The sequence below is a fragment of the Shewanella sp. KJ2020 genome (assembly GCF_024197625.1).
Lineage (GTDB): Bacteria > Pseudomonadota > Gammaproteobacteria > Enterobacterales > Shewanellaceae > Shewanella.
Genome location: NZ_JAKUKD010000035.1, coordinates 1 through 22,846, shown reverse-complemented (window position 1 = coordinate 22,846; position 22,846 = coordinate 1). Strand labels below are relative to the sequence as shown.

The following is a 22,846-nucleotide window of genomic DNA, read 5'->3' as shown; positions in this document are numbered from 1 at the left end:
TACCAAGCGGACAGGTCGAGCTTGTGTAGAGGTATTGTGGGAAGGATGGTTTAGGTTACAAACCATCCTTGAGGGTTACGAATTGGCCATGTCTCTCAATCACGAAGACTTGTGATCAAGAGACAGGCATTTGCTGGCTTTTCATTTTGGAAACATTTACCTAAAATCAATTAAACTTTTGAATCAAAAGATAATACATTAAACGATAGAGATAAACATAACGATGACAGATGTAGCAGGATCATATTAATAGCACTATGGCACGAATAAAAATATGGTTTCTCAGTTCCATTTATTCCACCATAAAATGGGAACTTTTCATAAATACTAGATTTACTCATCTTTTGTATAAAGGTAATATTGAAATATATTAAATCTGTAAATAGCTTTAGTTGAACCCATTTATCACACTTCACCACTCTTAATTGTCATATCAAAAACACAATGAAACTCAACCAATACAGCATTAATAATATATTTAAAATCACCACTTTATTTATATTAACATTGACATTACTACTGATATTACCACCATTTGTCGGTAGAATTTTTTGGCTTGGATTAGTATTACTATCTCATGTCATACTATGAAATTTGATGACATTTAATGTTGAATATATAAATCCATCGTTCTAAGCTACATGCCTGTATCTGCATTTTGATTAACACTATTCACATGGATACTTTTGCTATGTCGTCTATTCTCATTCGGTTAACAATGCTTTTTTTAATGATCTCAGCCGCCAATGCTTTCGCAAGTAATCGGGTTGCTAGCAACTATGGACCATTGCAAGTCTACGCTCAGTCACCAGCCCAAGCAGTAAGTTTAACTCCTCTGCTACGATCTGGTTTTTCATTATCTCATGGACAAAAAGAAGTTTACTTCTCAGGAACTGCGGCAAGTGTGTGGGCCGAAACCGATGACTACTTTGCCGACTATTATCACAACACTTTGAGTGCAGGCCTACGATGGCAACTCAGCGATAGCTGGATGCTTGACACAAATTATCAATGGCGTTTTAGCTCGAATAACCAGCTCGATTCTGTTACAACGTGGTTCCATGATACACTCGGCTTTAGTCAAAATGGTCGAGCTGACACACCAAAGCATCAAAATCAAATCTATTCAAATGACGGTATTCATCTAACTGATTTTTCAGGTGAGACATTAAATAATGCATTCACTTTGTATTTAGGTTATCAGTTATTTCAGAACGCATATCACGGTCTCTCGATTGGCGGCAGCCTGTATTACAACACTGTCGATTCAGGTCCTTTTACAAATGAAAACTTTGAACAAGCAGTACAACTTAATTACAGTTACCGCCAAAATAGACATCACTTTCATTCCACTCTTGGCATTAGCTTTAGGCAAGATGAAGAAGCATTAAGAAATATCCCCTATAATGACAATGCTTTAATGTACGGACTAGGATATGAATATCAGGTAGAGCGTCACGGCTGGTTAATTGAAATTCACCACTATCAAGGTGTGCTTGAAACTGATAATGATTTTTCAGAATCCTCAAATGAAGTATTACTGGGATATCGATACTACTTAGATAATAGTGCAATTGAATTTACTGTAATTGAAAACTTACTCAACATGGACAATAGTACGGATATTGCATTTACACTTGGTTATAGAATAAATTTGTAAGCATACATTTAAATTCCTATACAATTATCACAAACACATTTAACCAATTGATTGCATTTAAAATACACCACACTAACTATACAAAAACGACCACTCCGTATCTTCCACTAAAAATAGTTAATGTCGGCGGGGCCATAATATTTGGAATGTAATTTTTTTGTGATCTGTTAGGTAGTTTTAAAAAATGTATTCAGGAATAATGACGATCATCACTAACCACCATATTCTCTATGACTCAAGTCACATTCTATTCTTGATACGCATGCACAGTTCAGTACCTACTAATAAAATAAGAGTACACCTCTTTTTGTAAGGAAAAAATTAATGCTAGTAATGGATATGACTGAGGGATTTTTAGTTACTGTGGCTACCCTATGTTACTACCCTGTAAAACTCGGCTTAGTCGGCATGGTACTGTACGTGGTTATTCTAGCGGGCAACCTACTCCGTGAATATCTTAATCGTAGACAAGGTGAACGCCCTCTAATTGACAACTTCCGTCATAAATTAGTCCATGTCATCCAAGATACCCAACACAAATATTTAGATCTAGAACTCGAGAAATTAATACAACAAACAGAACAATTAGCAAATACAAATAATGAACGTCTTCGTTTTATTGTGCGTGCGGCTCCAGGGATTGGATTGATGGGAACACTTATTCCTATGGGGATTGCGCTTGCCGCCCTTGCACAGGGGAATATGCCTGAAATGGCCGGAATGATGGTTAACGCGTTTAATTCAGCGATTGTAGGATTAGGTACAGGCGTAGTTGCATTTGCATTAGCATTAGTCAAGGAAAACTGGGTAAATAATGACAAGAATGAAATACGTTACCTTGCCGAATTGACTTCAATCGACCACGTCTTAATGGATCCTAAAACGACCACTAATTTAAATCCTCTCAATGAAACGCATGTTATAGAAGGCTCACTATGAGTCTAAAGTTTATGCGAAAAAACATATCAACGTCCCAACGTGAAGATATGGACCCCTTAGCTGGGATCGCTAATTTATTTGATGCCAGTATTGTTGTGATTGTCAGTATGATGATAGCACTCTTCACGACTTTTAATTTGCTTGGATTAATGGATGAAAAGTCCCAAGTCACTATTACGACCAAAAATGCCCAAGGAGAAATGCAGGTTGTCACCAAACAAGGGGCTGAAATAAAAGTACAAAAAGTGACCAAAACAGAGTTGAGTGGTGAAGGTGTCAGGCTAGGAACCGCATTTCAGCTAGATGATGGCCGAGTGGTATATGTACCCGACTAAATATTATAAAACGTCATTTACTCTATTCCTCTGTGTGTTTTTGCTGTTCGTCACTCAATTTGCATGGGCAAAGACGACCCGCGTCAGTTTATTACTGGGTGACAGCTCACTACGCCAAACGATTTCCGTCGTAAAGAATATCCAGTCAGAATTTAATGTCATAACGGATGCTGATATTGGTATTTACTCTAGCTCTAAGTTAAACGAGCAGGATTTAATTCATCTCCGCCAATCCGATTTAATTATCATACAAATGGTTGGAAGAAATCTAATCAACCATGTTCAGCCAGCTCTCCAACAGGCCATCAATAACGGTGCGAAAGTATATGCTTTTGGCTCTAGCATTAATGAAAACGATAAAAAAAATGGAATAATTGAGGATCCTCAAATCCAGCAGTATTTTGCCAATGCTGGGGCAACGAATATTCGTAATGGGCTACTTTACGCACTTAACCACATAGGGATTAATGTTGCCTATCAACCACCTGAAGCCGTACCTGAAATAGGTTTGTATAATGCTGATACGGGTGCTGTATATGCTGATTTTGAGCGTTTTAAGCAAGATTATCATCAATACAAATCTGGCAAACCTTGGATTGGATTTGTGGTTTACCAAAGCAATATTATGGCAGGCAGCACGACCCATATTGATGCAGTAATTAAAGAGTTAGAAAATCGTGGGCTAAACGTGATGACGGTATTTGGTTATCCAGCACAACTTCCCATTGAACGCTATTTTTTCGATGACCAAGGCCATTCAAGGGTAGAGGCCATAATTGCTGCAAGCATAAAAATTGGCGTCACTCCGGAGATCCTCACGCCCTTATTTCAACGCCTTAATGTACCAGTGATAAATGCCATTTCACTCTTTTCAACTTCAATCGAGGAATGGGAGGCTTCATCGGTTGGGATGGATATTACTGAACGATCTTGGCAATTAGCGATGCCGGAAATGGTTGGATTAATACAACCCACGGTATATGCCGCTAAACAGGCAATGCGAGATCCCCAATCTGGCATCACTTATATTGAGGAGCAGCCGATACCTGAACGCGTATCCATGCTAGCCAATAGAGTCGAACGATGGGTAACCTTGCGTCAAAAACCTAACTCAGAAAAGCGCATCTTTCTACAGTATTTTAATTTTCCTCCTGGGCGAGACAATGTTGGTGCAGCATACCTTAATGTGTTGCCACAAAGTATTTGGCAGGTGGTTAAGCGCCTCGAGCAAGAAGGATATCACACCCAAAATCTGCCTCAGGATCCAGCCCTATTACGTGAAGATATTCTCAAATATGGCGCCAATCTCCCTAACTGGGAGCAGTCACAAATTGATACTCTCGCCGCCTCAGGTGAGCCGGTACTTTTACCAATATCAACTTATCAGCAATGGTTTTCAGCATTGCCACAATCAGCGCAGGAGTTGGTCACAAAGACCTGGGGAAGTCCTGAGCAAAGTAACACTATGACCTATAAAGACAGTGCAGGAATTGCCTACTTTGTTTTACCCGTACGGCGATATGGTAATGTCTTACTTGGACCACAACCCTCTAGAGGAAAAACTGAAAATCCTGAAAAACTCTATCACGACCTAAAGTTTCCACCGTCACATCAATATATTGCGTTTTATCTTTGGCTGCACAACGTTTTTAAAGCCGATGCCATGTTTCAATTTGGCACACACGGTACCCATGAATGGCTTCCTGGTCGTGAGGCGGGTATGAACATCACAGATGCACCTGAATATCTCATTCGAGATCTGCCAAACTTTTATAGTTTTATCATGGATAATGCCGGAGAAGGCACCATTGCAATGCGTCGTGGTATGGGCATTATGATCACCCATTTAACCCCTCCCATGGATCGAACCTCCTTAAACCCTGAACTACAACCCCTTAAGGAACTGATCGAAAGTTACCAGCGCGCGCGGCAACAAAACCCACAATTGGCGGCATCACAGATTAAAGAGATTAAGCTACAGGCAGAAAAACTCGGGATTTTACAAGATTTAGGTAAAACCCCAACAGCAATCGGGGCAAAGGCACCAACTTTAATCACTCAGGATAATGAGTCATCCCATCAACTCGTTGAGGATATTCATCATTATCTTGAAGAAATTTCAGACCGTATTAATCCGATGGGACTGCACAGCTTTGGGGTATCCCCAAGTGCTGACCAAATCCAAAAAACAGCGCAAGCGATTCTATCAATTGAGCCTTCACTGGATAAACAGCAGTATAAACAACGTATAGCCCAATTAACGTCAGCCATTTCAGCTAGCGCTAAACAAGAACTCGATGCTCTTATGGCTGGTTTGTCAGGCCAGTACATTCCAGCGGGCGTAGGTGGAGATCCACTGCGTAATCCCGATGCTTTACCCACAGGACGCAATTTTTACTCCTTTGATCCACGCCGTATCCCTACGAAAGCAACCTATGAAATAGGTAAAAAGCTCGCAAATCAGCTGATTGAGGACTATCGGCAGCGCCATAACGAATATCCTAAAAAGTTAACCTTTACCCTTTGGGGCGTTGAAACTATGCGTAATGAAGGAGTTCAAGAAGCGCAGATCATGTATTTGCTCGGTATACGCCCTCGCTACGATGAAAGAGGCATAGTGCGCGGCGTCGACGCCATATCCCGTGAAGAATTAGGCAGACCTCGAATTGATGTCACAGTGATCCCATCCGGATTACACCGAGATCTCTTTGCTAATGTCGTTACTCTACTAGGCCAAGCCTTTACGCTTGCCCAAGCCCAGGATGAGCAGGATAACCAGGTACGTATCAATACGATAAAAACACAAACTATGCTCGAAGCCAATGGCGTTGAGACCACCTTAGCCACCAGAATGGCCGCGGTTAGGCTATTTTCTGTTCCATCAGGAGCCTATGGCACAAACTTGGAAAGCGCGATAGATCGTTCTGATACTTGGGATAACGATCAAACGCTGACAGAGATGTACTTTAAGCGAATGAGCCATTTCTATGGACAAGGCTTTTGGGGGGAATCTGGAGATACGGTTGAAACGGGTAAATCCACCCAAGTTGGGCAAATGCTATTCAAAAATGCCTTATCGGGAACCGCCATCACAGTACATGCTCGCTCTAGTCATGTCTTTCAAGTCCTTGATGGCGATGATCCCTTCGCATCCTTCGGTGGTGTATCCATGGCTGTTAGAGCCGTAGATGGTAAAAGTCCGGAGGTGACGATAAGTAACCTTGCGGATCCGAACCAAGCTCAACAAGAAACCCTAGAACGGTTTATGGGGCGCGAATTACGTTCTCGCTACCTTAATCCTGAATGGATAAAAGCAATGCAAGCAGAGGGCTATGCTGGCGCTAAGTTCATCAATAGTGTGGTGCAGAATATGTGGGGATGGCAGGTCACAGTGCCAGACGCCGTGGATGCGAGTAAATGGAATGAGATGTACCAAACCTATGTACAGGATCGCTATCAATTAGATATGGAACAGTTTTTCCGCGAATCTGAAAATTTAGGGGCATACCAAATGATGATGTCCCGCATGCTGGAAGCCGTCCGTAAGGGCTATTGGCAAGCCGATGCAAAAACCGTTGAAGATTTGAGTGAGCGCATCACCCGACTGGTGGAGGAGCAAGGCGTCCGTTGCGATGACCAAGGATGTGAAGATCCCATATTAGAAAAACTGATCCAGGCAAAATTAGTGGCGGCGCCGAAATTAGCGCCACAACCAATAATGTCCACACCCTCTAAGCAGCCAAGCAAAGCGTCATCTGAATCGCTCAAAAAACCAAATGAAGCGACAGAAGCTGTTCAAGGATACGCCATAGAAGAAGTCAATCTCACCCATTCAACTGAACAACAAAGCCCCTCCAATTGGCTGCATTGGCTAAGCTATTTGCTATTGTGCCTAGCCTTTATCTTGGGTTTCAACCGCCCCGCTAAAATGTGCCCCTAAAATGAGACACTCTTAAAAAGCCATCATTTTTCATGGAGATAACAATGATGTATCAAGGCAACCCTACTCATATTCCTTATCCTTTTAGTGTACTAGCGCTAGCACTCTTTCTTACTACCACGGGTATGGAAGCACAAGCATCAACCACAAAAGAGACCGATGAAATGGAGATCATCGTCGTTTCAGCAACACGTACTACGCAGGATATTAAATCCTCCCCTTCCGCCATTAATGTGATCACGGAGGAAGATATCCAAGGAATGACACTCTTTACCATTGATGAAGCCTTAGGAAAAACAACCGGTGTGATGAATAGACGCACCAAGGGATTTATGGAAACCACGCCCTCGCTCACAATGCGAGGATTGAGTAATGCACGGGATACTTTAGTGTTAGTCGATGGCGTTCCCCAAAATGATTCCCGCAATGGGCAAGTCAATTGGACCATGATTGACAGTGAAAATGTGCAACAAATTGAAGTTGTACGCGGCCCCTTTTCTAGCCTTTATGGTGGCAACGCCATAGGCGGTGTCGTCAATATTTTTACTAAAGTCCCCGAGGAAAACAGTTTTTCAATGAAGCTGGGGATAGGCGGTCCAGCTGATAGTATCGCCCCTGAAAATTTTAGCGATCAAGCCTTACAAGGTACCTTAAAAATACTGGATTCCGTTGCATTAGGAGCAAACTACCGCAAGCGTGAAACCGATGGTTATCCAACGACCCACGTTAATGCTTCCGATGCGGTTATTGATAAACTTCCCGAAGGCGTTACAGGTTGGGTCCCCTACACAACTAACGTCGGAGGAAAAAGCAATCTTATTGGTGATATGGGAGATAACTGGTTCAATGATGAAACCTACGGTCTTCGATTAACTTACACCCCATCGGATGATACTCGTCTAGACCTTAGCTACGCTAACTCTGACTCTGTATATGGTTATGATCAGCCACATAGCCTACTACGCACCACCGAAGTCACAGCATCAGGCAAGGTCGATAATATTCCAACCTATGGCAATATCCCCATTACTACTTGGCTAAATGGCGCATTGTTTGCTCGTGGGGGGAGTACAACGCAAACCAATACAGGGTTGAATTTGAGTACAAGCTGGGATCAAATCAATTTACACATCTGTGCAGGGTATATTAGTAAAGAAACGACGACAATTATTGCAGGACTCACCACCGCCAATGCTGGACATGCCCCCATGAATCCGGTCACCTTTGAGGGTGGCGATGGTCGGCTAGCACCTGCAACTGAAAGCTCCAGAAAAAGCATTGACGTTCAGCTAGATATGCCCCTAGGCGATAATCATACGCTAGTGCTAGGAGTCGCTGCAAACGAAGGAGATGTCACTGAAGAGCGTTGGAGCCTAAGCAATTGGACAGATCCAAAGTCCAAAGTATTTATGTCGGCGGACACCACAGCCAAAGACCAAATACGTTCTTTTTATGTCCAAGATGCTTGGCAACTGAATAATGAGTTCACTGTCTATATCGGTGCCAGACAAGATTGGTGGGAAATGCGCGGAGGAGAATCTCACTCCTACACTCAAGCAGGTGGAACCGGCAGTATTACCTATGACAAGGTAACAGATTCCCCTATCAGTCCTAAAATATCAATGGTTTATAAACCCAATACCGATACCAGTTACCGAGCCTCTCTGGGCAAAGCATTTCGAGCACCCAATTTGTACGAGTTTTTTGGTACCGCAAGCCTAGGAGGAAATATCTATGTGGGTAACCCTGATTTAAAACCAGAGACATTGGTTTCATGGGAGTTGGGGGTTGACCACAGCTTTCAAAATAATATCAATGCTATAGCAACGATTTACCGTTCTGAGATTGATGATCGTATTGCAACTCAAACGGTTGATGGTATCAGTATGCCTCAAAACGTCGCAGAAGCAGAAATTCAAGGAATCGAGTTAGAACTCAAAGGCACATGGGACTATGGTTTAGGCTGGTCAGCCAACTACACTTATACGGACAGTGAAGTCACCAAAGACCCTAATCCAAATGTTGTCGGTAAAGCTCTTCCACAAACCCCAAAAAATATGTACAACTTGAACCTGAATTGGCGCCAAGGCAGTTGGTATATTACTGCAAACCATAGCTATCAAAGTAAACGCTTTACCAATGTAACCAATACGGATGTAGTAACCCATGTGCCAGGTTCAACAGACTCTTTTAAGTTAACCGATGTAAAAACCACTTATTTTGTTTCTGACAACATCACAGCGTCACTTGGTATTAATAATCTATTCAACGAGCAATACAACCAATTTTATGTCAGCCCTGGACGTTTTTGGTTTGCAGAATTACGCCTGAATTATTAGAGAGTGTCTTAACATTCACACTATTTGCAAAAGGTCAGGTATAACCTTTTGCAAATAGCGGCTCAAATAGCATTAAAAGTAAAATGCCAAGTCATTTCGGCGAGCAAGCCTCAGTGACAACCCGCTTTATTAATGCTTCACAATGCAAAAAATTCGCTGCATTGTCAGCCGTAGGAGACTCAAGAAAAGGCACACAACCCAGGAAAGGCGCTGTCATCATCTCTTTAAGACTCGTCAGATTCTCCTCAAACATACTCATATTTGGATCGACACTATTCGCGACCCAGCCCGCAATCTTAAGTCCATCGGCCAATATCGCCTCTTGAGTTAAAAGGGCGTGATTTAAACAACCGAGTTTCATTCCCACGATAAGGATCACAGGTAGCTGCAATTGTTGAACGAGTTCAGAGAGATAACGCCCCTCACCTAAGGGTAAACGCCAACCGCCAGCGCCTTCAAGCAAACACAGATCCGCCGCAGCAAAGGCGGGCAAATCTAATCGTGCAGCAATAACTTCTGGGGATAGATTAATGCCCGCATTTTTAGCGGCAATATGCGGCGCAATGGCAGGTAAAAAGCTAAAGGGGTTCACCTGCTCGTAGGACAATTTGAGAGTGGAACAAGCCATTAATTGTAGAGCATCACTATTACGTAAGCCTGATGAGGTCATCTCACAGCCCGAAGCAATAGGTTTTACCCCAAGGGTTAACCACTGGGAGCCTAAACGCGCACTTTCACGGTTAATGGCCATTAATAAGCCAGATGTAACTAAGGTTTTACCGCTGTCGGTATCTGTACCTGTGACAAAAAACATCGTTAATCCTTTATTGAACAGATATCGATAGAGCCTAGCCTAATCGACGGGCACGAATTTGTGCAATCTGATAGGTCAAAGGCAAGCCTTCGGCTTGGCGTAATGTTTCGGCACGCGAGACGAGTGCTAGCCAATCCTTTCGACCACGAAGCCTATGTATTTCATTCGCTTGTGATGCACAATCATGATGGGATTGCACTGAAGCACCGACACCTTTTATCGAGTAAAGCAGGGCTTTGAGGGTGTCAAAATGTACCGTTATCGGCACTAATTCAAGGTCGAATAACTGCCACTGCTTAAGATCAAAGGCGCTGTGTAACGCATCCATAGATGAAAACGCATTCACTCGCAAACCTAACGCCGCGAGCTGTTTGAGACTGCCATCGGCCACCACAGTGATATGGCACTCCCCCTTTAGCTTTAGTACCCGTGCCATTTCGGCAACGGCGGCGGGAAAATCCACACACCATTGCAGCGCAAGATTCGAATAGATGCTATCTATAGTGTTATCGCCAAAGGGCAATTGCTCGGCGTCGGCGCAAATACTCTGGTAATGGGGATAAGTCTGCTTAAGTTTTTGCAGCATTCCCAGCGCGATATCGAGGGCAAATACCTTAGATGAATCTGCGGCCTTGCCTTGACTATCGAACCGAGTGCCGGGGCCTGCGCCAATATCTAAAAGATGACCTTTAGCAGAAAAGCCATTGAGCAAACTTGCCGCACTAAGCCGCTGTAACTTATTGTGATCTTGATAACTATTGGCGGCAGCAGAAAACCGCTCGGCAATATTGTCTGCCCGCACATCCAACTCACTCGTGTTAAGCTCGCGCTCACTGACCCTAGGTACTTTCGCATCCTGCAGCACCTGTGCTAACACATTGACACAATGGACGATATCCCCAGCACTATGGGATGCACTTAAGGTAATGCGAAGCCGCGCGGAACCGACGGGCACAGTAGGCGGGCGGATAGCCCCAACCCAGATCCCCGCCGCCTTTAGCGCATCTGCAACCCTTAAGGTTTGCAGGCTATCGCCTATGATTAATGGCTGGATGGCGGTATCGGAACCTAATAATGGCACATTCGCACTATGACATAGCTCTTTAAATAATTTGATATTTTCAACCAGTTTATGCCGCAGTTCAGGGTGGGTTCTGCAGTGTTCCGTCGCGGCCAGCGCCAACGTCGCGTTGGCGGGCGAAAGTGCAGTGGAGTAAATGTATTCCCGGGCGTTACTCACCAGAAAATCGATCAAGGTTTTGCTACCTAGAATCGCAGCGCCCTGACAACCTAAGGCCTTACCAAAGGTCACCACTTGCACATCAATCCTCTCGGCGGCGTTGCCATGGTCAAAGCCCTCTAGTACGCCAAAACCATGGGCATCATCGACAATCAACCACGCCTGATGTTGGCGGCAGAGTGCCGATAGTGCCGCTATGGGGGCACTATCGCCATCCATACTAAATACACTTTCGGTGATCAGCGCCGATGCTGAGTGGCGGCTAAGTAACCGCTCGGCACTCTCGAGGGAGTTATGTAAAAAGCGTTTTAATTCAGCACCACTGTCACGTAAACCATCAATAATGGATGCATGAACTAGCTTGTCGGCAATCACCACATCATTCTTATCGAACAGGGTTTTCATCAAGGCCGTGTTGGCACTAAAGCCTGAGCTAAATAGCAGCGCCCCTTGGTGGCCCGTTAATTCACAGAGCCTCTGTTCGAGGGCAAAGTGTGCCTCACTATAACCTGTCACTAGGGGGGAGGCTCCACCACCAACCCCATATTGCTGCGCCGCGCTATGCAGCGCCTCAATCAATTCAGGGCTACGACTTAGGCCGAGGTAATCATTGCTGCTGAAATTAAGGTAACTTCGCCCCTCGAATAAAAACCGAGGGCTTAAGTCTCCTATGCTCTCTGTACATAAACTGTCAGTGCATAAGGCGTTGCGTTGCCTCAGCAGTCCTTGCTCAAACAAAGCCTGTTGACGAGCAGCTATTTTCGCTTCAAGCAGAAAACTCATTTAATTATAGTGCCGCCGCATCGTAGAACTGCGCCGTCGATTTATCTTGATGGGCGGCGGCTTTGGCCAGCACTGCCTGTTCATCATCGAGGGTGGCAACTGCGCCCTGTTCAGGACGTAAACCTAATCGGCGGAATAACCCCATATCATCGCTTTCTTCTGGGTTTGGCGTTGTCAGCAACTTGCAACCGTAGAATATCGAATTCGCCCCGGCAAAGAAGCACATGGCCTGCAACTCATCGCTCATATTCTCGCGGCCTGCGGACAGGCGCACACGGGAAAGTGGCATCAAAATACGCGCCACGGCTATGGTACGCACAAATTCTAAGGGATCGAGATCATCGAGTTTTTCAAAAGGCGTACCCGCCACTTTGACTAACATATTGATCGGCACCGAATCGGGATGCTGGGGTAAATTCGCCAGTTGTTGCAATAAGCCCGCTCTGTCGGTGGCTTTTTCGCCCATGCCCACAATACCGCCGGAGCAGACCTTCATGCCCGATGCGCGCACATGGCTTAAGGTATCTAAACGGTTTTGATAGGTACGAGTGGTGATCACATCGCCATAATATTCGGGCGAGGTATCCAAATTGTGGTTGTAGTAGTCTAAACCCGCATCAGCCAATTCATTGGCCTGCCCTTCGGTGAGCATGCCTAAGGTCATACAGGTTTCCATGCCTAAAGCCTTAACTTCTTGCACCATTTGCTTAAGGTAGGGCATGTCTTTTTCTTTGGGGTTACGCCAAGCGGCCCCCATACAGAAACGGGAAGCTCCAGCGGCTTTCGCACTGCGCGCCTCAGTCAACACGGTTTCCATCGCCAGCAAACGCTCTTTCTCTAGACCTGTATCATAGCGAGCACTCTGGGGGCAATATTTACAATCTTCAGGACAAGCCCCCGTCTTGATCGACAACAAGCGGCTGATTTGCACTTCATTAGGATCGTAGACTTCACGGTGAATACTGTGAGCCTTAAATAATAAGTCATTCATCGGCAGCGCAAATAAGGCTTCGATCTCTTCCCGCTTCCAATCATGACGAACTTGCACCTGCGACATTGAACACCCTTTTATTTTTGTATTTTACCTTGGCTAGGATAACCTCAGCCCTTAAACTGTCAACGTCAACCAGTGATACAGGTTTACCACTGGCGATTTTATCACCAACACTGTGAGTTATGATGCGCAATTTACTCGATTTTGACTTTGATAGTGCCCATATCTGGCATCCCTATACCTCCATGACCCACTCGCTTCCCGTTTTTGGGGTACACAGTGCCAAGGGCTGCGAATTGGAATTAGTCGATGGTCGCAAACTCGTCGATGGTACGAGTTCTTGGTGGGCCTGTGTACACGGTTATGGGCACCCTGAGATTATCGCTGCCATGGAAAAACAGCTGCATCAACTCAGCCATGTGATGTTTGGTGGCATTACCCACGCCCCAGCTATTGAGTTATGTAAAAAGCTGATTTCGATGACCTGTGAACCCCTCACCAAAGTCTTTTTATGCGATTCAGGCTCTATTGCGGTCGAAGTCGCCATCAAGATGGCGTTGCAATATTGGCAAGGTCAGAAAAAACCTCAAAAACAGCGGATCCTGACCGTTAAAAAGGGCTACCACGGCGATACTTTTGCCGCCATGAGTGTGTGCGATCCCGAGGGCGGGATGCACACTATGTTTGGTGAAACAGTCACCAAACAATCCTTTGCCGATGCCCCAAAAACTCGCTTTGGTGAGGCTTTACACCCAGATGATTTAACGCAAATGCGCAGCATACTCAGCGCGCAGCACTGCGATATTGCCGCGGTGATCATCGAGCCCATAATGCAGGGCGCGGGGGGAATGCGTTTTTACAGCCCGGAGTATTTATTAGGCCTGCGCAAATTGTGTGATGAGTTTAATGTACTACTTATCCTCGATGAAATCGCTACTGGCTTTGGCCGCACAGGCAAGCTGTTTGCCTATGAACATGCCAATATCACGCCCGATATTCTGTGTTTAGGTAAGGCACTCACAGGCGGTTATATCAGCCTTGCGGCCACCCTATGCACAGATAACATCGCCCAAGGGATCAGCCAATCTCCTGCAGGAGTGTTTATGCATGGTCCCACTTTTATGGGAAATCCCCTCGCCTGCGCGGCCGCCTGTGCCAGCCTTGATATCATCAATCGGAATGAATGGTGCTCGCAGATTGCCGCCATTGAGCAACAAATGCGCCTTGAGCTTAGGGACGCGATAACCATACCCAGTGTGAAGGATGTGCGGGTGCTGGGCGCTGTGGGCGTGTTAGAGATGCACGACCCCGTCAATACCGCTGAGTTACAGCAGCAATTTGTCGATTTAGGCGTGTGGGTTAGGCCCTTTGCCAATCTGATTTATATTATGCCGCCCTATATCATCACCCCCATGCAATTAAGCCAACTCACAGCTGCGATGAAGCAAGTGGCCGCTAGGATAACCTTAGCTGATGACATAGCGCCAACACAGGCAACGGCATCCTTCATCAGCCACGGATAAGCCCTTATAAAATAAACAATCTCAGTTACATAAACCCGCGCAGCTTAAGCTTAGAGCCAACTGCACTTTGGTGATTAACGGGTTGACTTCACTAGACTGGAGATCAATGCCCGCAGCGCCGCAGGTTTAATCATTTTCGCCATATAGTGATAACCGCGGCGCTGTACATCCTCGACTAACTCCTTACGGGTATTGGCGGTGATTAAAATCCCCGGTAGTTCTTGCCCATAGAGGGCGCGAATACCGTCCATAGCATCGACCCCATTTTGGCCATCATCTAAATGAAAATCCGCCAGCACTATATCGGGAGCCACCCCTTTAAGACCAAGCTTTATCCGAGCATCGGCGAGATCCTTGGCGCAAATCACCTCGCATTGCCAGCGACTGAGCAAGCTTTCTAACCCCGCGAGGATGGCCTCCTCATTGTCGATACACAATACTTTAATCCCCGACAACGGCTGTAGCAGAGAAGGTAAAGCTTTGACCTGTGGCTGCCGCACGGTTTCTCCCTTTGGCACTCGGATCGAAAACACTGACCCCCGCCCTAACTGCGAGGAAACATGAATACTGTGCTCTAACACTTTGCTGATCCTATCGGCGATAGCTAAGCCTAGGCCGAGGCCACTGACATTATTGCTCTTAGGATTATTCAGCCGCTTAAACTCCTTAAAAATTTCTTGGGTCTCACGCTCATCAATACCACAGCCGGTATCTAACACTTGAATTTCAATTTCGCTACCACGGTGACGGCAACCCAAAAGCACTCGCCCTCCACGGGCATAGCGATAGGCATTAGTAAGGAAGTTCTGCAACACCCGCCTAAGCAATGAGGGATCCGAGTTTACCGTGGCACTGCAGGGCAACATGTTGAAGCGGATCTGATTATCCCCAGCCATAGCTTCAAATTCGACGGCTAAGCCATTGAGTAATTCCGAGATGGCAAAATCACGGCGATTGACCTCTACCATGCCAGAATCGAGTTTTGAGATATCGAGCAGATCCGTTAGCAGCTCACCGGCGGTTTTCAGCGAGCTATTCACATGGGATAGGGTCGTACGCGCCTCACGGTCAAGATTAGGATACTGGGATAATGACGCAGTAAATAATCTTGCCGCGTTTAAGGGTTGCATTAGATCGTGCCCCACGGCCGCCAGAAATCGGCTTTTCGAGGCGTTAGCCCTTTCTTCTAGGGCCTTGGCTTCAAGCAGCTCACTGTTTAGCATCGCCAGCTCATAGGTACGCTCTTTGACCCGACTCTCTAGGGTCTCATTGGCTTCGAGCAATGCCCGCTCCTGCTGGCGATATTGGGTAATATCGGTAAAGGTCATCACAAAGCCGCCATCCGGCATAGGGTTGCCTTGAATTTTAATCACTTTGCCATCTTTACGTTGCCGCTCCGAGGTGTGGGGCGTGCCATTACGCATATGCTGTACCCGCTTTTCGACCTGCAACTCGATATCACCTTGGCCACAATAGCCCCGAGCGGCGTTAAAGCGGATCACTTCGCTAATGGGCATTCCTTGTTGTAAAAATCCTTCAGGATATTGATATAACTCGACATATTTATAATTCCATGCCACCAAATTTAAATCACTGTCGATAACGCTCATACCCTCATAGGCATGCTCAATCGCCCCCCGCAGCATATCTTGGCTAAGCATAATTTTGGATGAGGCTTCATCGACCAAACTAAAGACTTCATCCAAGGCTAAATCCCGCCCCTGCAGCACAGAGTCCATCACCAAGGCCGCGCTTGAAGCCCCAAGTACCCCAGCGAGTAAACGTTCAGTATGGGAAATTAGCTCCGCTGGCGCCGCCTTGTGCCAGCTATCACTCTTCACCGCATCGCTGGAAAAGTGGCTAAAACTTTCATAGGCGCGACTAGGGCTCACAAAACGACTGGCAAGGATCAGTAAATCCTGCTGGGAAATCGGGCCATTCTTTTTATTCGCACTGCTTTTTAACTTACCGGGACTGACAAATGCACTGGCTTGAATACGCTCCGCCACCCCAGCCCTAAACCAAATTGACCCCAAAACATAACAGACAATATTGGCAAACAATGCCGTCAGTGCATCACGCACATTGGGAGTAATGGCATCTAACAGATCAAGGTCGCTGGAAACGAGCGCCGCCGCGCCGTGGCTATCCGTCATACCTTGGAGCATGATGTAAAACCACAGGCTAAAACCGACACCGAGCCCTAAAAAGACGCCGGCACGATTACCGTGCTTCCAATAGAGTCCCCCAACCAGCGCCGGAGCTAACTGGGCAAAGGCACCGAAGGACAACATGCCTAAGTGGGATAAAGAGTCGCTGTCGGACAAGGCAAGATAACTGCCGTAGCCCAAACCGAGAATGATCACAATCGCCAAACGGCGCACATTGAGTAACAACTGGGAAAACTGGCTAAAATTTTTCTCGCGGATATGCCCTGTGCGTAGCATCACAGGCACCAGCCACTCATTACTGATCATCACACTAATAGTCACCACCGCCACTATCACCATCCCAGTGGCGGCGGATAAGGTTCCCAACAGGGCGATGACCGCCAATAGCGGTTGATCTAACGCCAGTGGCAGGTTAATCACATAGGTATCGGCGGCGACGGTATCCCCGAGAATGATTTGTCCGGCCAAGGCGAGCGGCCCAACAAATAGGCCAAACAAGGCCAAATACAAGGGGAATAACCAGCGCCCCTTAGAAAGCACAGACTCATCGGCGCACTCCACCACCATCACATGGAACTGACGCGGCATACATAAAAATGCTGCCATGCCCACTAATAACTCCGGCATTAAGGCTTCGACACGCGGATTAGGATAATTAATTAAAGACTTAGCACTGGCCTGTTGCCAAATATCGCCAAAACCATCAAACACCCCGAAACTGATGACGATACCCACCAAGAGAAACGCCGCCAGTTTAACTAAAGATTCAAAGGCGATAGCCAGCATCATACCGGGATTATGCTCGGTGGCATCGAGCTTACGGGTACCAAATAAAATCGCAAAAATAGCCAACAACGCAGTGATCAACAGAGGGACTGTCACCCCATCGAGGGGATCATCAAGGGGTTGAAAGAGGTTTAAGCTAAAGACCATGGCCTTAAGCTGCAGCGCGATATAGGGCATGATGCCAAATAGCGCGATCAAAGTGACCAAGGCGGCAAGGGTTTGGGATTTACCGTAACGGGCGGCAATAAAGTCGGCTACAGAGGTGATATTTTGTGCCTTTGACACTAATACCATCTTGCGCAACATACCAAAACCTAAGGTAAAGATCAGAATTGGGCCAATAAAAATCGGCAAAAAGGACCAAAAATCCTTAGCCGACTGCCCCACTGTGCCTAAAAAGCTCCAGGATGAACAATATACGGCAAGGCTCAGGCCATAAATCACCACTTGCAGTTTCTTGGTTATACCACTGAACCAACGTTCAGCTCCCCAAGCCAGTAGGAATAAAAGTGATACATAACAAACCGCAATAACGGAAACTACTAAGGTTAAATTCATATTTTGCTCTTTTTTCCGTTATTGTGCGATAAATAGTGGCTGAAATCTAGCCAGAATTTCAACTGCAACAGCCTAAATATAAAGGAAATTTTAAAACTAGACCAAGGTCTAATGGAGTTATCTCCCCCTTGCATACCATACTCAGACCACGCAATTTTTCAAAAGGGAAGCCCTATGAGCTCGCAGTCTCTCTACAAAGTCTCCGGCAATATCGCTGCCAATGCACTTGTAAATAACGAACAATATAAAAAAATGTACCAAGAGTCGATTGTCAATCCAGAGGGTTTCTGGAGGGAACAGGGCAAGCGCATCGATTGGATCAAGCCTTACACTAAAATCAAAAAAACCTCATTCGACGACCATAACCTTTCCATCAACTGGTTTTACGATGGCACGCTCAACGCCTCCGCCAACTGCCTCGATCGCCATTTGAGTGAACACAGCGACCGTGTCGCCATTATTTGGGAAGGCGATAACGCCAACGAGCAACGTAAAATTACCTACGGCGAGCTACATACTCAAGTCTGTAAATTTGCCAATGCCCTGCGCAGTCAAGGCGTTCGCCGTGGTGACATAGTGACCATTTATATGCCTATGGTGCCAGAGGCCGCCGTGGCAATGTTGGCCTGTGCCCGCATCGGCGCGGTTCACTCCGTGGTCTTTGGCGGTTTCTCCCCAGACTCTATCGCATCGCGCGTTATCGATGGCAAGTCGAAGGTAGTCATCACCTCCGATGAAGGGATGCGCGGTGGCCGTGCTATTCCGCTTAAACGTAATATCGATGATGCACTTAAGCATCCCGATGTCACCAGTGTTGAAAAAGTCATTGTACTGCAACGCACTGGCGGTAAAGTTGACTGGGTTGAAGGCCGCGATGTCTGGTGGCATGCTTTAGTTAAAACCGCATCTGAGCATTGCGCCGCAGAAGAAATGGGCGCAGAAGACCCACTTTTTCTACTCTACACCTCAGGCTCTACCGGTAATCCTAAAGGGGTGTTGCACACCACAGGCGGTTACATGGTATACGCCTCTATGACCCATGAATATGTGTTCGACTACAAGCCCGGCGAAGTGTACTGGTGTACTGCCGATGTGGGTTGGATCACGGGGCATTCCTACATGGTCTACGGCCCACTCGCCAATGCTGCCACAGTGCTTATCCATGAAGGCGTACCTAATCATCCAAGCCCTGCTCGCCTAGGCGAGATGATTGATCGCCATAAGGTCAATATTCTTTATACCGCCCCTACTCTTATCCGTGCATTAATGGCCGAGGGCAAACAACACTTCGACAAGTTTGATGGCAGCAGTTTACGTATCATGGGATCGGTCGGTGAACCTATCAATCCTGAAGCTTGGCGCTGGTATCACGAAGTCATTGGCCATGAACATTGCCCTATCGTCGATACTTGGTGGCAAACAGAAACGGGCGGTATTTTAATCACCCCACTGCCCGGCGCCACCGACACTAAACCCGGCTCGGCGACCCGCCCCTTCTTTGGGGTGCAACCCGCTCTAGTAGACAATATGGGGAATATTTTAGAGGGGGCAACCGAGGGCAACTTAGTATTACTCGACTCTTGGCCAGGCCAAATGCGCACTGTTTATGGCGACCATGACAGATTCGTGCTGACTTATTTTAAAACCTTCCGCGGCATGTATTTCACCGGTGACGGTGCCCGTAGGGATGAAGACGGTTACTACTGGATCACAGGCCGAGTGGACGACGTAATTAACGTCTCTGGCCATCGATTGGGTACCGCTGAAGTTGAAAGCGCGCTGGTTTCACACGAGCTGGTCGCCGAAGCCGCTGTTGTGGGTTATCCCCATGATATTAAAGGCCAAGGTATTTATGCCTATGTCACATTAACCCGTGGCACCGAAGAGAGTGAAGAACTGCGTCAGGAACTGCGCCAATGGGTTCGTAAAGAAATTGGTGCTCTCGCGACACCGGATCTTATTCAATGGGCAAGCGGTTTACCTAAGACACGTTCAGGCAAAATTATGCGCCGCTTCCTGCGTAAGATTGCTGCAAACGAGGTGACAAATTTAGGTGATGCGTCCACCTTAGCGGATCCAGCGGTGATCGAAACCTTGATTGAAACCCGTTTGAATCGTACCGAGTAACCAGCCGAACTCTACGCTTACAAACTCTGCGCTTACAAACTCTGCGCTTAATCGCTCACCAGGTTGATTAAGCGCAGCCTTTCATTGGTAACCTTGAGTTAATCCAACCCTGTTGAGAAAGTGCCGATTGCCCCTTTCTCTAGCTTGCCCCTCCAACCAAGGGGCATTTTTTTTACCTTATATGTTAAGCTTGGCAACTCACTCATCTTCAGCATAGATTTTTCGCCAGCGTGTCCATCAAACCCAGCATGTCAGTCACACTGAGAGACTATCAACAGCAAGCGGTCGATGCTGCCCTGAACCATTTTAGGCAAAGCACTGATTCTGCCGTATTAGTATTACCTACGGGTGCAGGTAAGAGCATAGTGATCGCCGAACTTGCACGCATTGCTAAAGGGCGAGTGCTAGTGCTCACCCATGTGAAAGAATTAGTTGCACAAAACGCCCAGAAAGTCGGTTTACTCACCACCGAGGCCAGCATCTATGCCGCTGGGCTCAATCAAAAAGCCACAGACGGAAAAACCGTCGTTGCAAGTATTCAATCGGCGGCAAGGGCACTATCCCAATTTGATGGGGCTTTTTCCCTCGTGATTATCGATGAATGTCACAGGGTCAGCTTAGAAAAAACCACTCAGTACCAACAACTGCTCGCACATTTACGCCAACACAATCCACAGCTGCGCTTGTTAGGCCTCACGGCAACCCCCTATCGCCTTGGCACTGGCTGGATTTATAAGAAGCATTACCATGGTAAAGTTGGCTCCCCTGAACTTGGCGTATTTGAGCAGTGTATTTTTGAACTGCCGCTAAGGCCGTTGATCAAACAAGGTTACTTAACACCGCCAACATTATTTGATGGTCTGAGTGCCCAATATGACTTCAGCCAGATTAAGCCCAATGAAAATGGCGAGTACCACGAGACACAAGTCAATGACTTGCTTGACCATGCTGGGCGAGCGACAACGGCTATCGTTAAACAACTGATAGAGCTGAGTCATCATCGTAGGGGCATTATTATCTTTGCAGCCACAGTGCGCCATGCCGAGGAAATTTTTGCCCTGCTGTGTAAGGAACATCACCAGCAGAGCGCCATAGTGACGGCGCAAACCCCAGATAGCGAGCGCGATAGTTTAATCGAGCAGTTTAAGACGCAGGAGCTTAAATTTCTGGTGAATGTGGCCGTACTGACAACAGGCTTTGATGCTCCCCATGTCGATCTCATCGCCATATTGCGTCCTACGGCTTCGGTGGGCTTGTTTCAACAAATGATTGGCCGTGGACTCAGATTAAGCGAAGGGAAAAAAGACTGTTTAGTCATTGATTATGCGGCAAATGGCTATGATTTATATTTCCCTGAGGTAGGCCAAGTTAAGCCAAACAGCAAATCGGTTCCAGTCCAAGTTCACTGCCCTGTATGTCATTTTGCCAATATTTTTTGGGGACTCACAGACGATGATGGCGACATTATCGAACACTATGGTCGCCGCTGTCAGGGTATAGTCGAAGTACAAGGTCAGAAGCGGCAGTGTGATTTTCGATTTCGCGCTAAATCTTGCCCTGATTGCGGTGAAGAGAATGATATCGCTGCGCGTATTTGTCAGCATTGCCAATCCACATTAATCGACCCCGACAAACGCCTTAAGCAAGTGTTGAATAAGCAGCACCATCACCTCTTTCGATGCCAAGATATGCTGCTTATTGACGATGATGGCAATCTCAAGGTTCAATACCTTGATATCGATGGCAATAGCTTTATTCGGCGTTTTAAGCTGCAAACGCCAGCCCAGTGGAGGGCGCTATATGCGCTGTTTATTTTCCCCCATAGCCGTACGCCAGGATTAAAACCGAAAAAGTATACTAAGGTGGCGGAGTTAATCAGCGATCGGAATAAATTCCGTATGCCCGATCTCTTGCTGCTAAAAAAGCATAAAAAGGGCTGGGATTTACTCGAAAGCTATTTTGATTATCAAGGCCGCTATCAAACTGAAAATAAACACATCTGACATTATCAATTCACCTGTGCCTATGGTATAAAACCCATAAAGTAATCCTAAGGAGCTATTATGTTCGTTGTTATTTTTGGCCGTCCCGGCTGTCCTTATTGCGTGCGTGCGGTACAACTGTCTGAACAGCTCGTTGAAAAACGTGATGACTTTAAATTTAGATATGTCGATATTCATGCCGAAGGCATTTCTAAAGCAGATCTTGAAAAGACAGTGGGTAAGCCAGTAGAAACCGTTCCACAAATTTTCGTTGATGAAAAACACGTAGGTGGCTGCACAGACTTCGAACAATATATTCGTGATAACAATCTGTTAGATTAAGTGACATAGATATGTGATCCGCTTAATGCAAAAGGAGACCTAAGGTCTCCTTTTTAGTTTTTATCACTACTATGTTAGAAAAATATGTGCAGTGGAATAAGTAAAACGAAGGTATTGAATTAGGTTCTCAATATTGGAGTTTAACGTGGAAAATTCAGGGAAATTCGAGAGAGGTACAGCTGAAGAAATAAGTGGTGGGTCGTGAAGGATTCGAACCTTCGACCAATTGGTTAAAAGCCAACTGCTCTACCGACTGAGCTAACGACCCATCTAGGTATTGCGATAAACTGTTCACTTATTATTTGGCATTTGT

13 protein-coding genes and 1 tRNA gene are annotated in these 22,846 nt (G+C 46.2%); 9 read left to right on the top strand and 5 right to left on the bottom strand.

Annotated elements, in window-relative coordinates:
- Positions 1 to 691 precede the first annotated feature (691 nt).
- From MJO46_RS19855 to MJO46_RS19835, 5 genes are all read left to right on the top strand, one after another.
- Complete coding sequence (locus MJO46_RS19855; RefSeq protein WP_253990804.1) at positions 692 to 1,660, top strand: DUF3187 family protein; 969 nt, start codon at positions 692 to 694, stop codon at positions 1,658 to 1,660.
- Positions 1,661 to 1,984: 324 nt separating this feature from the next.
- Positions 1,985 to 2,599 carry a MotA/TolQ/ExbB proton channel family protein gene (locus tag MJO46_RS19850; protein ID WP_253990803.1) on the top strand — a complete coding sequence of 205 codons (615 nt, stop codon included), beginning with the start codon at positions 1,985 to 1,987 and terminating at the stop codon, positions 2,597 to 2,599.
- Positions 2,600 to 2,610: 11 nt separating this feature from the next.
- Entirely contained in the window at positions 2,611 to 2,934 is a 324-nt protein-coding gene (locus MJO46_RS19845; RefSeq protein ID WP_253990802.1) for a DUF2149 domain-containing protein, read from the top strand.
- Positions 2,921 to 6,874, top strand: a complete 3,954-nt coding sequence (locus MJO46_RS19840) for a cobaltochelatase subunit CobN (protein ID WP_253990801.1) — start codon at positions 2,921 to 2,923, stop codon at positions 6,872 to 6,874. Before MJO46_RS19845 ends, MJO46_RS19840 begins: the two co-directional genes overlap by 14 nt.
- Before the next feature lie 44 nt (positions 6,875 to 6,918).
- Positions 6,919 to 9,213, top strand: coding sequence for a TonB-dependent receptor (locus MJO46_RS19835; RefSeq protein ID WP_253990800.1), 2,295 nt, complete (start codon positions 6,919 to 6,921; stop codon positions 9,211 to 9,213).
- 91 nt (positions 9,214 to 9,304) lie between these two features.
- On the opposite strand, the gene bioD is transcribed toward MJO46_RS19835, so the two are convergent.
- The 3 genes from bioD to bioB are packed head-to-tail and all read right to left on the bottom strand — an operon-like array spanning position 9,305 to position 13,107.
- Positions 9,305 to 10,027: a dethiobiotin synthase gene (gene bioD / locus MJO46_RS19830; protein ID WP_253990799.1), complete on the bottom strand. Its 723-nt coding sequence runs from the start codon at positions 10,025 to 10,027 to the stop codon at positions 9,305 to 9,307.
- Positions 10,028 to 10,061: 34 nt separating this feature from the next.
- The gene (gene bioC, locus MJO46_RS19955) at positions 10,062 to 12,050 is read right to left on the bottom strand and encodes a malonyl-ACP O-methyltransferase BioC (protein WP_301542057.1); all 1,989 of its coding nucleotides are present in this window, start codon (positions 12,048 to 12,050) and stop codon (positions 10,062 to 10,064) included.
- A 4-nt stretch (positions 12,051 to 12,054) separates the two neighbouring features.
- Entirely contained in the window at positions 12,055 to 13,107 is a 1,053-nt protein-coding gene (gene bioB / locus MJO46_RS19815; RefSeq protein WP_253990798.1) for a biotin synthase BioB, read from the bottom strand.
- 122 nt (positions 13,108 to 13,229) lie between these two features.
- Here bioB and bioA point away from each other — a divergent pair, with 122 nt between their 5' ends.
- Positions 13,230 to 14,567, top strand: a complete 1,338-nt coding sequence (bioA, locus tag MJO46_RS19810; protein ID WP_253990797.1) for an adenosylmethionine--8-amino-7-oxononanoate transaminase — start codon at positions 13,230 to 13,232, stop codon at positions 14,565 to 14,567.
- Positions 14,568 to 14,641: 74 nt separating this feature from the next.
- Here the strand turns inward: bioA and MJO46_RS19805 are convergent, their stop codons facing one another.
- Positions 14,642 to 18,082 (bottom strand): NahK/ErcS family hybrid sensor histidine kinase/response regulator, encoded by a 3,441-nt coding sequence (locus MJO46_RS19805; protein WP_253990796.1) that lies wholly within the window; start codon positions 18,080 to 18,082, stop codon positions 14,642 to 14,644.
- A 174-nt stretch (positions 18,083 to 18,256) separates the two neighbouring features.
- On the opposite strand from MJO46_RS19805, the gene acs reads away from it, so the two are divergent.
- The 3 genes from acs (at position 18,257) to MJO46_RS19790 (ending at position 22,533) form a co-directional block, all read left to right on the top strand.
- Positions 18,257 to 20,209, top strand: coding sequence for an acetate--CoA ligase (gene acs, locus MJO46_RS19800; protein WP_253990795.1), 1,953 nt, complete (start codon positions 18,257 to 18,259; stop codon positions 20,207 to 20,209).
- A 248-nt stretch (positions 20,210 to 20,457) separates the two neighbouring features.
- Complete coding sequence (locus MJO46_RS19795) at positions 20,458 to 22,212, top strand: DEAD/DEAH box helicase (protein ID WP_253990794.1); 1,755 nt, start codon at positions 20,458 to 20,460, stop codon at positions 22,210 to 22,212.
- 60 nt (positions 22,213 to 22,272) lie between these two features.
- Positions 22,273 to 22,533, top strand: a complete 261-nt coding sequence (locus MJO46_RS19790; protein WP_253990793.1) for a GrxA family glutaredoxin — start codon at positions 22,273 to 22,275, stop codon at positions 22,531 to 22,533.
- 192 nt (positions 22,534 to 22,725) lie between these two features.
- Here the strand turns inward: MJO46_RS19790 and MJO46_RS19785 are convergent.
- Positions 22,726 to 22,801, bottom strand: a tRNA-Lys gene (locus MJO46_RS19785).
- Positions 22,802 to 22,846 lie beyond the last annotated feature (45 nt).

What these genes read in the sequence shown, in the direction of transcription:
- MJO46_RS19795 (WP_253990794.1), top strand. Translation starts at nt 20,458, where the DNA reads ATGTCAGTCACACTGAGAGACTATCAACAGCAAGCGGTCGATGCTGCC.
- bioC (WP_301542057.1), bottom strand. Translation starts at nt 12,050, where the DNA reads ATGAGTTTTCTGCTTGAAGCGAAAATAGCTGCTCGTCAACAGGCTTTG.
- MJO46_RS19805 (WP_253990796.1), bottom strand. Translation starts at nt 18,082, where the DNA reads ATGAATTTAACCTTAGTAGTTTCCGTTATTGCGGTTTGTTATGTATCA.
- bioD (WP_253990799.1), bottom strand. Translation starts at nt 10,027, where the DNA reads ATGTTTTTTGTCACAGGTACAGATACCGACAGCGGTAAAACCTTAGTT.
- MJO46_RS19845 (WP_253990802.1), top strand. Translation starts at nt 2,611, where the DNA reads ATGCGAAAAAACATATCAACGTCCCAACGTGAAGATATGGACCCCTTA.
- bioA (WP_253990797.1), top strand. Translation starts at nt 13,230, where the DNA reads ATGCGCAATTTACTCGATTTTGACTTTGATAGTGCCCATATCTGGCAT.
- MJO46_RS19855 (WP_253990804.1), top strand. Translation starts at nt 692, where the DNA reads ATGTCGTCTATTCTCATTCGGTTAACAATGCTTTTTTTAATGATCTCA.
- MJO46_RS19840 (WP_253990801.1), top strand. Translation starts at nt 2,921, where the DNA reads ATGTACCCGACTAAATATTATAAAACGTCATTTACTCTATTCCTCTGT.
- MJO46_RS19850 (WP_253990803.1), top strand. Translation starts at nt 1,985, where the DNA reads ATGCTAGTAATGGATATGACTGAGGGATTTTTAGTTACTGTGGCTACC.
- MJO46_RS19790 (WP_253990793.1), top strand. Translation starts at nt 22,273, where the DNA reads ATGTTCGTTGTTATTTTTGGCCGTCCCGGCTGTCCTTATTGCGTGCGT.
- MJO46_RS19835 (WP_253990800.1), top strand. Translation starts at nt 6,919, where the DNA reads ATGATGTATCAAGGCAACCCTACTCATATTCCTTATCCTTTTAGTGTA.
- bioB (WP_253990798.1), bottom strand. Translation starts at nt 13,107, where the DNA reads ATGTCGCAGGTGCAAGTTCGTCATGATTGGAAGCGGGAAGAGATCGAA.
- acs (WP_253990795.1), top strand. Translation starts at nt 18,257, where the DNA reads ATGAGCTCGCAGTCTCTCTACAAAGTCTCCGGCAATATCGCTGCCAAT.